Source organism: Cohnella zeiphila, assembly GCF_014212055.1.
Taxonomy (GTDB): Bacteria; Bacillota; Bacilli; order Paenibacillales; family Paenibacillaceae; genus Cohnella; species Cohnella zeiphila.
Map to the genome: position 1 here is coordinate 443608 of NZ_JACJVO010000009.1, position 15426 is coordinate 459033.

A 15426-nucleotide genomic window follows, 5' to 3' on the forward strand; every position below is an offset into this window, starting at 1 on the left:
CCGCAACATGAAGCGGCATCGCTTCCGACGGGGGAAGCGGTCCGCGCGCCATACACTGTCATTTTCACCGGAACACTTTATATCCGAGGACGGAGGCGTGATTTGCATGGCTCGTTATTATCGCGAATTTTTTACCAATCCCATGATTGCGTTTATGGTGGCTTTGTTTGTCGTCGCCACGACGCTCGCCTGCGTCTTCTATGAAGGCGGACGCTCGGTCTGGGGGTTCGTCGCGGGCATGGCCGTCTATGCCCTGTTCGAATATTTGGTGCATCGCTTCCTTCTTCATGAATTTCCCAAGATGGCTCCTGCGATGTACAAAGGCCATGTCGCCCATCACGATCATCCGAACGACCTGGAGCATCTGTTCAGCCCGCTTCGCTATGACGCAGCAACCCATACCGGATATTTTCTGGTTCTGTGGGCTCTGACGAGGGACTTAAAGCTCGTGGCCGCGATCATGGCGGGAACGGCGCTGTTCCAGCTTTATTATCAATGGATGCATTACGTCGCCCATCGCCCGATCACCCCGATCACCCCGTGGGGGAGATGGATGCGCAAGAAGCATCTGCTTCATCACTTCATGGACGACCACGCCTGGTACGGCGTCTCGCACCCCGCGCTGGATATCGTCATGGGCACGAACAAGCCGCAGCCGAAGAAGAAAAACACGAGTCAGCCGTCCGCCTAAGAATGGAGGCAGGGCGCTGAGCCTACACTAACGGAAATATTTCCGACACGCGAAGGAGCTGAAGGAACATGAAAGATTTGATCAGCAAGACGGTATCGCTCGGCCTCGGCATGGTAATCGCGGGCAAAGAGCAGGTGGAGAAGCTGGCGGACGAATGGGTCAAAAAAGGCGAGATGAGCCGCGAGGAATCGTTCGCGTTCCTGAACGACCTCCTTCGCAAGGGCGAGGAAGCGCAGCGCCGGCTGGAGACGATGGTGCAGGAGCGCGTCCAGGCCGTGATCGGCGACAAGAAATGGGCGACCCAAGCGGACGTGGAACGGATCGAACGCCGTCTCGACGAATTGATGAGCCGCCTGCCGAAACAGGAATTGCCGGTCGCAGCGGACGAGTCGGACCCGTCGCCTTCCTAAGCTTGGCCGGATGGACGCTAGGCCGAGAAAGGGGAGGAAGGCGTGGGGAAAAGAATCCGCCATTTTCAGCGGTATCGGGAGATCGCTTCCGCGTTCGTCCGGTACGGCTTCGGCTACGTGGTCAAAGATTTAGGTTTGTCCGAATTTGTCCCGGTACCCTACCGGCCGCTCCGAGGCGACGATAAGCCGGAGTCCGATCGGCCCACCATCGCCGTCCGGCTGCGGATGTTTCTCGAAGAGCTGGGCCCTACCTTCGTCAAGCTGGGGCAGCTTGCCAGCACGCGGGCCGATCTGATGCCGCCCGAGCTGACCCGCGAATTGCAGCGGCTGCAGGACGACGTGCCGCCTTTTCCGTTCGCGGACGTGGCGAGAATCGTCGAGGAACAGCTCGGCGCGCCGATCGACCAGCTCTTCCGGGAATTCGACGAATTCCCGGTCGCGGCCGCCTCGATCGGCCAGGTGCATTACGCTTCGCTTCCTACGGGCGTACAAGTGGCGGTCAAAGTGCAGCGCCCGCAAATCCGGCAGGTGGTGCAGACCGACCTGGAAATTCTGGCCGAGCTGTCGGCGATGGCCGAGAAGCGGCTGGAATGGGCGAGGCGCTACCGTCTCGGCGAGATGACGCGGGAGCTCGGCGCGGCGCTGCTTGGCGAGCTGGACTACGACAGGGAGCGCCGGAACGCGGAGAAGTTCGCCGTGCTCAGCGAGTCGCTTCCTTACATACGCATTCCGGCCGTGTACCGCCACCTGTCGTCGGATCGGGTGCTGACCATGGAGCGGGTGGAAGGCATCAAGCTGACCGATCGGGAAAAGCTGGACGAAGCCGGCTACGATCGCCGCGAGCTGGCCGGCAAATTCGCGACCGCGATCTTCCATCAGGTGCTGATCGACGGCTTCTTTCACGGCGATCCCCATCCGGGCAACGTGCTGGCGCTGCCGGAAGGGCGGATCGCCCTGCTGGACTTCGGGATGGTCGGCAAGCTGCGGCCGGAGACGAAGGTGCACTTCGCTTCGCTGATCATCGCGCTCCGGGGTCAGAGTACGGACGGGGTGATCCGGGCGGTCGAGAGGCTCGGCATGATTCCCGAGAATGCGGACCGGCATTCGCTCAGGGCCGACGTGGATGAACTGAGGGAGCTGTACTACAACGTCCCGCTGAGCGAGATCAGCTTGGGCGATTCGATCAACCGGCTGTTCGGACTGGCCCAGCGGCACTCCATCCGCATTCCTTCGGAGATGACGCTGCTCGGCAAGACGCTGCTGACGACCGAAGGCGTCGTCTCGTCGCTCGATCCGACTTTCAGCGTCATCAAGGTAGCGGAGCCGTTCGGCCGGCAGCTTCTGCTGGACAGGCTCAGCCCCGGCAAATGGCTGAACCGGCTGAGCCGGCAATTGCCGGAATATGTCGAATGGTTCGGCGAAGCGCCGGGCAAGCTGCGGGAGCTGCTGACGCTCGCGAAGCAAGGCAAGATCAAGCTGGAGCTGTCCATCCCGGCGTCGGAGACGGACAAGTTCGCGAGGAAGCTCGACCGGATCGGCAACCGTCTCTCCTTCAGCATCGTGCTGCTGGCGTTCAGCATCATGATGGTCGGGCTGATCATCGGCTCGTCCATCAGCCATCAGCATACGATGCTGTGGCGCATTCCCGCCATCGAGATCGGATTCGCCGTCGCCGGCGCGATGTTCCTCTGGCTGATTTACTCGATCTTTCGTTCGGGGAGATTTTAGAGAGGAAGAGAAAGCCAGAGGGGAACGAGCAGGGCGGCGGAGCAGCCGAGCAGCGCGCCGGCGATCGTATCGCTCGGATAGTGCTGGCCGAAATAAACGCGGGAAAGCGCTACTCCGACGGCGATCGGCAGCAGCAGCGGGATGAGCATCGGGGCGGCCGCCATCCACGGCGTCAGCATGGCGAAGGCCGCGGTCGTATGGCCGGACGGGAACGACGGATCCTTCAGCGGTTTACGGCACGTGTTTGCTTGCGGATATTTCTGATAGGGCCGGCGGCGCGGGGCGCCCCGCTTGGCCAGCGCAACCGGCAGATGGCTCAGCGCGACGGCGGCGAGCCCCTGCCAGCCGGCCGCGCGCCACGGACCGGATGCGAGCAGTCCGGCCGCCAGCGAGAAGCCGAGGCAGAACGTCGCCCCTCCGAGCAGCGTCAGAATCCGGAACAGCCGGTCCCACAAGTCCCGGTTCCACTTCGTGTTCACGTGCATGAACAGAGGCATTTCCACGCGCTCCAACAGCCGGTACAATCTCTCCATGACGAGTCTCCTCTCCGGTGCATCTTGCCCAAGCCTCCCTTCTAGGATATCACTCATTTGTATCGCCAGCATGAACGGAAACGAAAACGCGCGTAAAACCTTCTTAAGTCCCAAAAAAACGGACAAGCGGGGCCCCGCGATTTGACATTCGCTTGATTTTCCGATCATTTCCCTCCTTTATGATGAAGGCAAATCAGAAGGAGGCGAAGCGATATGAGCTCGACGATGCGTTTGGCTCTGTTCACCGACACGTACGCTCCGGAGATTAACGGCGTGGCCAAGACGCTGGAGCGCTGGGTCGGCTATTTGCGTCGGAACGGCATTGCCTGTCAGGTGTTTGCTCCCGCAAGGCCCAAGGGAGAGGCGATCGTCTCGGAGGAGGCCGAGCGTCTCGCCAGCTTTCGCTTCTTCCTCTATCCCGAGCTCAGGGTCGCGGTGCCGGTCTCGTTCGCGGCGGAGCGCGAGCTGCTTCGCTTCCGGCCGACGGCCGTTCACGTGGCGACGCCGTTCGGAACCGGCCTGACCGGCCGCCGCCTCGCCTTGAAGCACGGCATTCCGCTGGTCGCGTCTCACCATACGCATTTCGTGCGCTATTTGCCGTTTTACAATTTGCAATGGATGGGTAAACTTCTATGGAGCTACCTGCATTGGTTCCATCGTCCTTGCCGCCGGATCTACGTTCCGTCCCGCTCCGTGCAGGAGGAGTGCGGACGCGACGGCTGGCGGGGGCTCGAGGTGTGGAGCCGGGCGGTCGATACCGGCTTGTTCCACCCGTTCGTCGAACGGGAACGATTCTTGTCGGAAGCCGGCGTTCCCGCCTCCCGATTCGTTCTGCTGTACGCGGGCCGGCTTGCGCCCGAGAAGCGGACGGGACTCGCGGTGGAGGCGTTGCGCCGCTTCGTCCGGGATTCCGGCGCCGACGCGGAGCTCGTGTTCGCCGGAGACGGACCGACGGCAGGCGCGCTGCATGCGCTGGCCGACAAGCACGGCGTGCGCGCCCGATTCCTCGGCGCGGTGCCGCAGCCCGAACTGCAGCGCTGGATGGCCGCTTCCGATGCGCTGCTGTTTCCGTCGCCGACCGAGACGTTCGGCAACGTCGTGCTGGAGGCGATGGCGTGCGGCTTGCCCGTCATCGGAGCGGACGCCGGCGCCGTGCCCGACACGGTGCGGGACGGCGCGACGGGGCTGCTCTGCCGGGAGGACGACGCCGACGCCTTCGCGGCCGCCATCGCGCGGCTGCACGCCGACGACGGCCTCCGTTCCCGCCTCTCGGCGGCGGCTCTCGCGGACGCCCGGTCTCGCTCGTGGGACGACGTGTTCGGACGGCTGCTCGCCAGCATCCGCGAGTCGTCGGACGACGCGGGACCTAGCGGCAGGGAAGATGCCGTCGTGTGAACCGGAGCTTTGCCCGCAAGCCGGGACTGAGGTCTTGGAAACGGAGCGAGGCGAAGCGCGCTCCCCGTCCCGCCCAGCAAATCGCATCCAGGAGCCGGTCAGCTTCCCGGAAGGGAACCACGCCGCCCATAGGAACGAATTCGGCTGCAGAAGACTTTTGACAAAGCGATGTGGAACAAAGACAATCGATTCAGCGTCTAAACAGAGAGAGAGAAAAAACGCAATTAAAAAAAAGCCGGGCGAACGACTCCGCCAAACAGAGAGGGAGCGCGCACCGAGCCAAGAAAATGGGGTTTAGGGGGTACAACTGAATATGTTGAACGATTTGCTGCTGGCTTTTCAGGTGTTGTTTTTCCTGATCGGCGCTTACCAGGTGTTTTTATCTTTTTTCGGCTGGTATCGCAAAAAGGAAAGGATCGTCCACGAGCCCACGAAGTCTTTCGCTCTTCTTGTGGCCGCCCACAATGAAGAAGCCGTCATCGGGGCACTGCTGGATAACCTGCTTAAGCTGAAGTACCCGCGCGAGCTCTATGATGTGTTCGTCATCTGCGACAACTGTACGGACGGCACCGCCGATATCGTACGAAGCTACCCGGGCGTCTACGCCTGCGAGCGCACGAATCCGAACGAGCGGGGCAAAGGCTTCGCGATCGAATGGATGCTGCGGGAGCTGTGGAAGCGGCCGAAGAGCTACGACGCGGTCGTCATGTTCGACGCCGACAACCTGGTGGCGACCGACTTCCTCCAGTACATGAACGAGGATCTTCTCGCCGGTCACCGCGTCATCCAGGGCTACCTGGATACGAAGAACCCGCACGACTCCTGGGTCAGCGCCGCCAACGGAATCAACTATTGGTTCTGCAACCGGCTGTGGCAGCTTCCGCGCTACAACCTGGGATTGTCCAACTTCCTCGGCGGCACCGGCATGTGCTTCGAGTCCAAGCTTCTCAAGGAGATGGGCTGGGGCGCGACGAGCCTGGTGGAGGATCTGGAGTTTACGATCCGCTGCATTCAGCGGAACATCTATCCGAAGTTCAACTTCGACGCGCGCGTGTACGACGAGAAGCCGATTACGTTCCGGGCTTCGGCCCGCCAGCGGCTGCGCTGGATGCAAGGGCACTTCGAGATCGCCCGCCGCTACATGTTCCCGACGCTCTGGCAAGGAATCAAGGAGCGTTCCTGGACGAAGATCGATGCCGCATTTTACATTTTCAACGCTTATAATTTTCTGATCGGCTTTACGCTGACCGCGACGCTCTGGTTCGATCTGCTGCTCCCCGGCGAGAAGCATTTCGATTCGATCTACTCGATCTTCCCGAGCTGGATGGCCGTGCCGGTCGCGCTGTATATTTACTTCCAATGCCCGCTGGCGATGATCCTGGAGAAGGTCAATTGGAGAAGCTACGTCCGGTTGATCACCTTCCCGATCTTCTTCGTCTCGTGGTGGCCGATCACGTTCTGGGCGTTCTTTACGCAGAACAACAAGACGTGGAGCCATACGGAGCACACCCGCGTGCTGCGGCTGGAGGAAGTGCAAGGCAAGCAGATGTAAGGCAGGCCGGACGGACAGGCTCCGAATCGGAAGGGCCGGTCGGCATACGAGGTCGAACGCGGCGGTCCCCGGACTGCCGCCTTTTTTTTGAATTCGGGCGGGGTCGGGCTCCCCGTTGACACGTCCCGGCGGGCGTGATATAGTAATCGAGTGACTGTTTGAATCAGCACGCTTTAAGAAGAAGCACCCGCTTCTCACCTGACCGGCGCCGGCCGGCTGGTACGGCGTAGCTTTCGTCAGGCGGCGAACGGTTTTCCGTTCGCGGCGCTATCCACGTTAGCGACGGAATGCGGGTCTTCGGGCCCGCATTTTTTGTTTGTGTCAGAGGCAGCTCAGTCCTTTATGGAGGTGGAACATTATCAGCAAGGATCATCAAATCAACGAGGAAATCCGGGCGAAGGAAGTTCGGCTGATCGGAGCGGACGGCGAACAGATCGGCATCAAGCCGTTCCGTGAAGCGATGCAGATGGCGATCGACGCGAACATGGACTTGGTCAATATCGCGCCGCAAGCGAAGCCGCCGGTTTGCCGCATCATGGATTACGGCAAATTCCGTTACGAGCAGCAGAAGAAAGATAAGGAAGCCCGGAAGAATCAGAAGATTGTCGACCTGAAGGAAGTTTGGTTCCGTTCGAACATCGAGGAGCACGACTACCAGACGAAATTCCGCAACGTCGTGAAGTTTCTGGGCGAGGGCGACAAGGTCAAATGTTCCGTGCGGTTCCGCGGACGCGAGATTGCCCATGCCAACATCGGCCAGAAGATTCTGGAGCGCGTGGCCAACGAAGTATCCGACATCTGCGTCGTCGAGCGGGTCCCGAAGCTGGAAGGCCGCAGCATGATCATGATTTTGGCTCCCAAGAGCCACTGATGACAGGAGGATATACTGATGCCTAAGATGAAGACGCACAGCAGCCTGAAGGATCGGGTCAAGATTACCGGCACGGGCAAAGTGAAACGCTTCAAAGCGTACAAGAACCACTTGCTGTCCCACAAGTCCGGCCGCCAGAAGCGCGTTCTCGGAACGCAGCCGCTGATGGCGCAAGGGGACGTTCGCCGCTTGCAGCAGCAACTGGCCAACCTGAAATAATCGATTGAACCAGTCGCGCGAGCGACGGACCATTCCGTAGGAGGTAATGAGCAATGGCAAGAGTCAAGGGCGGGTTCGTCACGCGCCGCCGTCGCAATAGAGTCCTGAAGCTGGCGAAAGGTTACTGGGGCGCCAAGCATCGCCTGTTCAAGAAGGCAAACGAGCAAGTCATGAAGTCGCTGATGTACGCGTACCGCGATCGTCGCCAGACGAAGCGCAACTTCCGCAAACTGTGGATCGTGCGCATCAACGCGGCCGCTCGTCAGAACGGCTTGTCCTACAGCAAGCTGATGCACGGCCTGAAGCTGGCCGGCATCGACGTGAACCGCAAGATTCTCGCCGACCTGGCCGTGAACGACATTAACGCGTTCAACACGCTGGCCGGCACCGCCAAAGAGAAGATCAACGCGTAACTCCGTTTGCCGCGTTGTCCGGAAACCGCCGTTCGCTCCCCCCGAGGAGCGGCCGGCGGTTTCTTTCTGCCCGACAGGGCGGCGAAAGAGAACCCGCGGGGCCCTTCGAATCCTTGCCGCTTTGTCCCGTCTTTTTCCACGCCGGAGAGGGCAGAGGTACAAGCAGAACGTTCCGATGGGACATAAACTGCAGGACAACGGGGGAGCGATCTTCCGGACCGAGGTTCTGCAGCGGGACCGATTCGGCTCCGGACGATCCCCTGTCGGAAAGGAGGGATTCGATTGTCCCGCGTTACTCGAGATCAAGCGCGCAAGTTGATCGGGAAACGGATCTATGCCGTTCGCAAGGACGGCTCGGTAGTAAGCGGCAAGCTTCTTCGCGTCAGCGGAGACCGGCTCGTGCTGGAACGCCCGGGAGGCAGAGGCAAAGCGAGCACCAAAGCGTTCATTCCGCTCGTGCTGTTCGACCTGCTTGCCATCGGAACGGCTCCCTTTGCCTTTGGGGGCTTTGGGGGCTTTGGGGGTTTTGGAGGTTTCGGCGGATTTGACGGCTGGTGGTAACGGCATAAGGCTGCCGGTTCACCGGCCGATTATAAGCGGAACAGAGATTCTTTTCGGGAGAAAAGAGCCGGCCGGGAGGCCGGCTCTTTTGCCGCAGCCACGGGGAACGTCCGATTTAAAGCCCCAGGAGCCAGTCTTTCTGGAACGATTCGAGCGGCTTCTCCAACCGGTAGCAGCGCAGCTCCCCGACGTGCTGCACGGTACGATAGCCGAGCCGGTTATAGAACCGGTGGGCTTTGTCGTTGCCTTCGTCGACGAACAGAAGGGCGTTCGTGCAGCCCTTGGAGATGCCGTACTCCTCGGCGCGCCGCATCAGCGCGGTGCCCCAGTGCCGGTTCTGCTGGGACGGGTCCACGGCGAGCAGATCGACGAACAAGGTCGAATCTTTAACGATCATGTGCAGGAACGCGAACGGGTCCGAGCTTCGGCTGCTCGAGACAACCAGCGTGGCGCCCTCGCGAAGGCGCCGAACGACGTCTCCATAGAGCCGGCGGTCTCGGGGGTGGTGCCACGGCGACAGCGGAACGAGCTGCGTGCGGACGAGCCGGACGATGCCCGGCATGTCGCGGGGATTTTTCCAACGGATCACGGCCATTCCTCCCGCCACGGCTCGGTTGCGCTTCGGGCCGTTTTCCATATCGTATGAACACGTCCGCCTGGTGGTTCTCCGCGAATTCCCCCGGGTTCCGGAAACGAAATATTGACGAATGCTTCCGGGAAGCATATAATGGGGACTAAATCGACCGAACATGATCAACAGCCGTGAAGAGGAAGAAGCGGGAGGGCTCTTGAGCTCAGAGAGCGTCGGATTTGCTGAGACCGATGCCTTAATCCCTGTACGCCGGGTCTCCTCGGAGCTGTTCGCCTGAACCGTCGGCCTGCCGGCCTTCGTTGTAGGGGGAATCGGAGTGACGCACGTTATCGCGTCCGAAGTATAAGGATCGGCGCTTGAGCGCTCAAGCGATCCGGCCGTACTTTATGAGACCGTCGCTGCGAGGCGTACGGTGAATCCGGGTGGTACCGCGGAAGGAACAGCCTTTCGTCCCGAATATCGTTAATCGATGTTCGGACGAGAGGCTTTTTGATTTTGGGTCCAAGATTTTGTGGAATGAACATTTTGAAAGGAGGATGACGGATGAGCGCGCAAAGTGCCACGCTGAAGTCCAAGGAAGAACTGATTGAGAAATGGAGCAAGCCGGAAGTCATTACGGGATCCGAAATGCTGCTTAGGAGCCTGCTGTTGGAGGGCGTCGACTGCGTCTTCGGATATCCGGGCGGAGCGGTGCTCTTTATCTACGACGCGATGTACGGCTTCTCCGATTTTAACCATCTGCTAACCCGTCACGAACAAGGGGCGATTCACGCGGCCGACGGATATGCCCGCAGCACGGGCAAAGTCGGAGTCTGCATCGCGACCTCGGGTCCGGGAGCAACGAATCTGGTTACCGGCATCGCGACGGCTTACATGGATTCGGTGCCGCTCGTCGTCATCACCGGCAACGTGGCGACCTCGCTGATCGGAACCGATGCGTTCCAGGAAGCGGATATCGTCGGCATCACGATGCCGATCACGAAGCACAGTTACCTGGTGCGCGACGTCAACGATCTGCCGCGCGTCATTCACGAAGCGTTCCACATTGCCAACACGGGGCGCAAAGGGCCGGTCCTGATCGACATTCCGAAGGACGTGTCGGCGGCGAAGGCGTTGTTCCAGCCGGCGAAGGAAGTGCATCTGCGCGGATACAACCCGACCGTTCAACCGAACCGCAACCAGGTTGACAAAATGATCCGCGCGATCGAGGAAGCGGAGCGTCCGATCTTGCTGGTCGGCGGCGGCGCCATCTACTCCGGAGCGCACGAAGAACTGTACGAATTCGTTACCAAGACGCAGATTCCGATCACCACGACGCTGCTCGGACTCGGCGCTTTTCCGACCGGCCACGAGCTGCATATGGGCTTCCCCGGCATGCACGGGACGTGGACGGCGAACACGGCGATTCAGAACGCGGATCTGCTGATCAATATCGGCGCCCGGTTCGACGACCGCGTGACGGGCAAGCTGTCGGGCTTCGCGCCGATGGCCAAGATCGTCCACATCGACATCGATCCGGCCGAGATCGGCAAGAACGTGCCGACCGAAATTCCGATCGTCGGCGACGTGAAGGCCGTGCTGCAGGTTGCGGTCGCGTTGGCGAAGCGCGCGGACAAAGCGGACGTCTGGCGTGCCCAGATTCAGGCTTGGAAGGCCAGCAAGCCGTTCAAGTACGCCGACTCCGAAACGGAGCTCAAGCCCCAATGGGTCGTTTCGATGATCCACGAGACGACGAAGGGCGAAGCGATCGTCACGACGGACGTCGGCCAGCATCAGATGTGGGCGGCTCAGTACTACCCGTTCAACCAGCCGCGTTCGCTGGTCACCTCCGGCGGCCTCGGCACGATGGGCTTCGGCTTCCCGTCCGCCATCGGCGCGCAGATGGGCAACCCGGACCGCACCGTCGTCTCGATCAACGGCGACGGCGGCATGCAGATGTGCGCGCAGGAGCTGGCGGTTTGCGCCATCAACAACATCCCGGTCAAAGTAGCGATCCTGAACAACCAGGTGCTCGGCATGGTTCGGCAATGGCAGGAGCTGATCTACGACAACCGCTACAGCCATATCGACCTGGCAGGCAGCCCGGATTTCGTGAAGCTCGCCGAAGCTTACGGCGTCAAGGGCTTCCGCGCGACGAACAAGGAAGAGGCTCGCCGCGCTTGGGAAGAGGCGCTGAAGCATCCCGGTCCCGCGGTCGTGGAGTTCGTCGTCCGCAAGGAGGAGAACGTCTTCCCGATGGTTCCGCAAGGCAGCACGATCGATCAAATGCTCATGGGGGATTCCGAATGAACCGCAAACATACCATTGCCATTCTCGTGAACGACCATCCGGGCGTTCTGCAGCGGGTGTCGGGGTTGTTCGGACGCAGAGGCTTCAACATCGAGAGCATCACGGTCGGAGCCTCCGAAGAACCCGGCCTGTCCCGGATGGTGATCGTCGCGGGCGGCGACGATCACACGCTGGAGCAGATCCAGAAGCAGCTTTACAAAATCATCGACGTCATCAAAGTCATCGACGTCGGTTCGAGTCCGATGGTCGCCCGCGAGCTCGGCCTGATCAAGATCAACGCCGAGCCTGCGGCCCGTCCCGAAATTCTCGGCATCGTCGAGACGTTCCGCGCGTCGGTCGTCGACATCGGTGCGAACAGCATGATCGTCCAAGCCGTCGGAGATTCCGACAAGCTGGACGCCATGGTCGAGCTGCTGAAGCCGTACGGCATCCGCGAGCTGTCCCGCACGGGCGTCACCGCCATGATCCGCGGCGGCCGTTAATCCTTAGCCGTCTGTCTTCTTCATCCGCTTCCCGCTGGAGCGGGTGTTCGAGGGGAGAAGCGCGGAAGCCGCCGCCCGCGGCCGGGGCTTGTCCGCCCCGCCCGAACGGCCGCATCGCGCCGCTCCTCCCTTGGGACGCCCGTTTCATGAGGGTTGCCATAAAGGTTTTTTAATTTAAGGAGGCATATATTCAATGGCAGTCAAGTTGTTCCACGAAAAAGACGCCGATCTCGGCGCGCTCAGAGGCAAGACGATCGCAGTTATCGGTTACGGCAGCCAGGGCCACGCCCAAGCGCAAAACCTGCGCGACAGCGGCCTGTCGGTCATTATCGGCCTTCGCGAAGGCAAGTCCGCGGAAGCGGCCCGCAACGACGGCTTCGAAGTCTTCCCGGTCGCCGACGCTACCCGCAAAGCCGACGTCGTGCAAATTCTGATGCCGGACGAGACGCAAGCGTCCGTCTATAAGAACGAGATCGAGCCGAACCTGAAGAAGGGCGCCGCTCTGATGTTCTCCCACGGCTTCAACGTTCACTTCGGCCAGATCGTGGCTCCGGCCGACGCGGACGTCCTGCTCGTCGCTCCGAAGTCCCCGGGCCACATGGTTCGCCGCACGTACGTCGAAGGCTTCGGCGTTCCCGGCCTGATCGCCGTTCACCAGAACGGAACGGGCAAGGCGTTCGAGATCGGCATGGCTTATGCCAAAGGCATCGGCTGCACCCGCGCGGGAGTCATCGAGACGAGCTTCCGCGAAGAGACCGAAACCGACCTGTTCGGCGAGCAAGCCGTTCTGTGCGGCGGCGCGAGCGCCCTCGTCAAAGCGGGCTTCGAGACGCTGGTGGAAGCCGGCTACGCTCCGGAAATGGCATACTTCGAGTGCCTGCATGAGCTGAAGCTGATCGTCGACCTGATGTACGAAGGCGGTCTGGCCGCTATGCGCAGCTCGATCTCCAACACCGCCGAATACGGCGACTACGTCTCCGGACCGCGCGTCGTGACCGACGAGACGAAGAAAGCGATGAAGGCGGTTCTGTCGGACATTCAATCGGGCCGCTTCGCACGCGACTTCATCCTGGAAAATCAATCCGGCCGCGCCGTTCTGACGGCGACCCGCCGCAACGAAGCCGAGCATCCGATCGAAGTGGTCGGCGCGCAGCTTCGCGGCTTGATGCACTGGATCAAGAAGTAAGCGAACGAACGCACCGGCTGTTCCGGATGGCAGGCAACTGCCTTTCGGAACAGCTTTTCCTTTTGGTCTTCGGAGCCGACCGGGTTCCGGGCCGGGATGAGAACGCTGCCGCGAGGCGCGGCGGCAATACGACGCGGGGCCGAAGCGGGGAGCTCGGACTTCGCAACAAGGAATGGGGAACCCCGAATGAACTATCGATTTTCCGCGCGGCTGGGAAGCTTCTCCTCGTCCGCGGTTCGCGAAATTTTGAAGCTGACGCAAGGCGATTCCGTCATCTCGTTCGCGGGAGGCCTTCCGGCCGAAGAGCATTTCCCGGTGACGGCCATCTCGGAAGCGTTCGAGCGCTCGATGCGGCTCGGCAAGAAGGCGCTTCAATACGGGCTGACCGAAGGCTATTTGCCGCTGCGCGAATCGCTGGGCAGGCGAATGGCGCGCAAAGGCATGAACGTAACGCCGGACGATATGCTGATCACGACGGGCTCGCAGCAGGTGATCGATCTGCTCTCCCGCATCTACATCGATCCGGGCGACGTCATTCTGGTCGAGCGTCCGACGTATTTGTCGGCGCTGCAGGTGTTCCGCTCCTACGGCGCGGTGCCGGTGTCGGTGAACGGAGACAAGGACGGCATCGATCTGGCCGATCTGGAAGCGAAGCTGAAGCAGTACCGTCCGAAAATGCTGTACGTCATCCCGACGTTTTCGAATCCAACCGGAAGAGTCTGGAGCGAGGAGCGCCGCCGCGGCGCGCTGAAGCTTTGCCGGGAAGCCGATACGCTGATTCTGGAAGACGACCCGTACGGCGAGCTTCGCTTCGGCGACGGTTCCCGCACGTACCCGTCCATTTTCTCGCTGGATGAGCATCCGCAAGGTTCGTGCGTCGTGTATACGAGCACTTTTTCCAAGACGGTCGCTCCGGGTTTGCGCACCGGCTGGGCGCTTGGAGACCCCGAAGTGATCCGCCAGATGGCCCGCGCGAAGCAAGCGGCCGATCTGCAGTCCAGCTCGCTGGACCAGCAGACGCTGCACCAATTGCTGGAGCACTTCGATCTGGACGGCCACATCGAGCTGGTTCGGAAGGAATACGAGGGCCGGATGCGCCGGATGGCCGATCTGCTGCGGCAGTACAATTGGCCGGGCGTCTCCTGGGAGGAACCGGAAGGCGGCATGTTCTTCTGGGTGGAGCTGCCCGAGGAAGCGGACACGGCCGAGCTGCTCAAGACGGCGGTGGAACTGGGCGTCGCCTTCGTGCCCGGCGTTACGTTCTTCGCGGACAATCCGAAGCGCAATGCGATGAGGATGAACTTCTCCTACAACGATGCTTCGGTCACGGAGATCGGAATGGAGCGTCTGAACAGGGCGCTGGCCGGGGTATTGGTATAGAAAGCGCGTTTTTTCTTCATGCCCGATCCGCACTCCTCCAAGCCCGCCGGTCAGCTTCCGCGCTGATCGGCGGGCTTTTCGCCGTTAAAGAATCTAAGTTCCAACGGGTCCCGGACGCGGACGACGCGTTCGTCGACGCTCGCGCTGTACGGCAAGGTTCGTCCATTGTCAGAGCGAAGCGGCTTGTCGTACAGTAAATCTACCGTATGGAAAGGGGACTTCGCTTCATGAGCTTTCAACAGCTTGCCGATTTGATCCCCGAGCTGATCGGGATCGAGACGGGACACCGCTCGCGTACTATCGACGAGCCCGCCGGCACTTACGTGCTGCTGTCCGTCCGCCGGGGCCATGTCCGAATCCGGCCTGCGGGCGCGGAGCCTCTTGTTTGCGCGCAAGGGTACGCTTGCCATCCGGGCCGGGGACCTTATCGGATCGAAGCGCCGAAGACCAAGGAGGCCGACTACGTCCTGCTTTATTACCGCATGCTGCCGGCGGACGGGAGCTGGTCGTTGGAGGGTCCGCTGCAGACGGTCAGCGAGACGAAAATCCGCTACATGCTCGACGAGCTGCTGAGCATGAAGGCGCCCGTCGGAGCCGCCGTGGAACGGGAGGCGGCGTTTCGCTACAAGCAGCGGATGATGCTCGAACGGGTGCTGTACATCTATTTGTACGAGACCGGCCTGAAGCCGGCGGACGGGCCCTCGGCCGACGCGCTGGCGGAGACGCTGTCGTACCTGAACGAGCATTACATGCTGAAGTTGACGCTGCCGATGCTGGCCAAGCGGGCGGGGATGAGCGAGGGACATTTCACGGTCCTGTTCAAGCGGCTGACAGGCACGACCATGACGGGTTACCTGCGCGCGCTGCGAATCGAGAAGGCCAAGCGAATGTTCGAGGAGACTCGGCTGTCCGCCAAGGAGATCGCGCAGCGGGTCGGCTTCGCGGACTATTTCCACTTCAGCCGGGTATTCAAGCAGGAAGCCGGTCTGTCCCCCCTCGGATACAAGCAGGAACGCGAGCGAAATCTAAAAATATAACATGTCCGATCTTGCAAACAAGCATGGCGCGATCGACGACTTCCCGCTATGATTCTAAATGATAATAATAATCATTTGCAGGAGGAA

The 15426-nt window shown here is 61.1% G+C and carries 16 protein-coding genes; 14 read left to right on the forward strand and 2 right to left on the reverse strand.

Annotation, left to right across the window (positions count from 1 at the left end):
* The first annotated feature begins 106 nt into the window (after nt 1-106).
* From H7C18_RS09070 to H7C18_RS09080, 3 genes are all read left to right on the forward strand, one after another.
* Nucleotides 107-691, forward strand: a complete 585-nt coding sequence (locus tag H7C18_RS09070; RefSeq protein WP_185128699.1) for a sterol desaturase family protein — start codon at nt 107-109, stop codon at nt 689-691.
* 68 nt (nt 692-759) lie between these two features.
* Nucleotides 760-1101 (forward strand): phasin family protein, encoded by a 342-nt coding sequence (locus H7C18_RS09075; protein ID WP_185128700.1) that lies wholly within the window; start codon nt 760-762, stop codon nt 1099-1101.
* 42 nt (nt 1102-1143) lie between these two features.
* Nucleotides 1144-2829, forward strand: coding sequence for an AarF/UbiB family protein (locus H7C18_RS09080; RefSeq protein WP_185128701.1), 1686 nt, complete (start codon nt 1144-1146; stop codon nt 2827-2829).
* On the opposite strand, the gene H7C18_RS09085 is transcribed toward H7C18_RS09080, so the two are convergent.
* Nucleotides 2826-3530 (reverse strand): phosphatase PAP2 family protein, encoded by a 705-nt coding sequence (locus H7C18_RS09085; protein ID WP_337913188.1) that lies wholly within the window; start codon nt 3528-3530, stop codon nt 2826-2828. The genes H7C18_RS09080 and H7C18_RS09085 overlap by 4 nt on opposite strands.
* A 45-nt stretch (nt 3531-3575) precedes the next feature.
* Between H7C18_RS09085 and H7C18_RS09090 the strand changes: the two genes are divergently transcribed.
* From H7C18_RS09090 to H7C18_RS09115, 6 genes are all read left to right on the forward strand, one after another.
* A complete protein-coding gene (locus H7C18_RS09090; RefSeq protein WP_238357563.1) occupies nt 3576-4757 on the forward strand; it encodes a glycosyltransferase family 4 protein in 1182 nt (393 codons plus the stop codon).
* A gap of 313 nt (nt 4758-5070) precedes the next feature.
* Nucleotides 5071-6309: a glycosyltransferase family 2 protein gene (locus H7C18_RS09095; RefSeq protein ID WP_185128703.1), complete on the forward strand. Its 1239-nt coding sequence runs from the start codon at nt 5071-5073 to the stop codon at nt 6307-6309.
* Between the two features lie 316 nt (nt 6310-6625).
* Entirely contained in the window at nt 6626-7180 is a 555-nt protein-coding gene (gene infC / locus H7C18_RS09100; RefSeq protein ID WP_202886978.1) for a translation initiation factor IF-3, read from the forward strand.
* Nucleotides 7181-7198: 18 nt separating this feature from the next.
* Entirely contained in the window at nt 7199-7399 is a 201-nt protein-coding gene (rpmI, locus tag H7C18_RS09105) for a 50S ribosomal protein L35 (protein ID WP_185128704.1), read from the forward strand.
* A gap of 53 nt (nt 7400-7452) precedes the next feature.
* On the forward strand, nt 7453-7812 hold the full coding sequence (rplT, locus tag H7C18_RS09110; RefSeq protein WP_185128705.1) for a 50S ribosomal protein L20: 360 nt from the start codon (nt 7453-7455) through the stop codon (nt 7810-7812).
* A 282-nt stretch (nt 7813-8094) separates the two neighbouring features.
* The gene (locus H7C18_RS09115) at nt 8095-8373 is read left to right on the forward strand and encodes a 50S ribosomal protein L33 (protein ID WP_185128706.1); all 279 of its coding nucleotides are present in this window, start codon (nt 8095-8097) and stop codon (nt 8371-8373) included.
* A gap of 115 nt (nt 8374-8488) precedes the next feature.
* On the opposite strand, the gene H7C18_RS09120 is transcribed toward H7C18_RS09115, so the two are convergent.
* Complete coding sequence (locus tag H7C18_RS09120; protein ID WP_185128707.1) at nt 8489-8962, reverse strand: GNAT family N-acetyltransferase; 474 nt, start codon at nt 8960-8962, stop codon at nt 8489-8491.
* A gap of 546 nt (nt 8963-9508) precedes the next feature.
* Between H7C18_RS09120 and ilvB the strand changes: the two genes are divergently transcribed.
* The 5 genes from ilvB (at nt 9509) to H7C18_RS09145 (ending at nt 15339) form a co-directional block, all read left to right on the forward strand.
* A complete protein-coding gene (gene ilvB / locus H7C18_RS09125) occupies nt 9509-11254 on the forward strand; it encodes a biosynthetic-type acetolactate synthase large subunit (protein WP_185128708.1) in 1746 nt (581 codons plus the stop codon).
* Nucleotides 11251-11736 (forward strand): acetolactate synthase small subunit, encoded by a 486-nt coding sequence (ilvN, locus tag H7C18_RS09130; RefSeq protein ID WP_185128709.1) that lies wholly within the window; start codon nt 11251-11253, stop codon nt 11734-11736. Before ilvB ends, ilvN begins: the two co-directional genes overlap by 4 nt.
* A 193-nt stretch (nt 11737-11929) precedes the next feature.
* Nucleotides 11930-12922 carry a ketol-acid reductoisomerase gene (ilvC, locus tag H7C18_RS09135; RefSeq protein WP_185128710.1) on the forward strand — a complete coding sequence of 331 codons (993 nt, stop codon included), beginning with the start codon at nt 11930-11932 and terminating at the stop codon, nt 12920-12922.
* A 186-nt stretch (nt 12923-13108) separates the two neighbouring features.
* Nucleotides 13109-14302, forward strand: a complete 1194-nt coding sequence (locus tag H7C18_RS09140) for an aminotransferase-like domain-containing protein (protein ID WP_185128711.1) — start codon at nt 13109-13111, stop codon at nt 14300-14302.
* A gap of 227 nt (nt 14303-14529) precedes the next feature.
* Entirely contained in the window at nt 14530-15339 is an 810-nt protein-coding gene (locus tag H7C18_RS09145; RefSeq protein WP_185128712.1) for an AraC family transcriptional regulator, read from the forward strand.
* Nucleotides 15340-15426 lie beyond the last annotated feature (87 nt).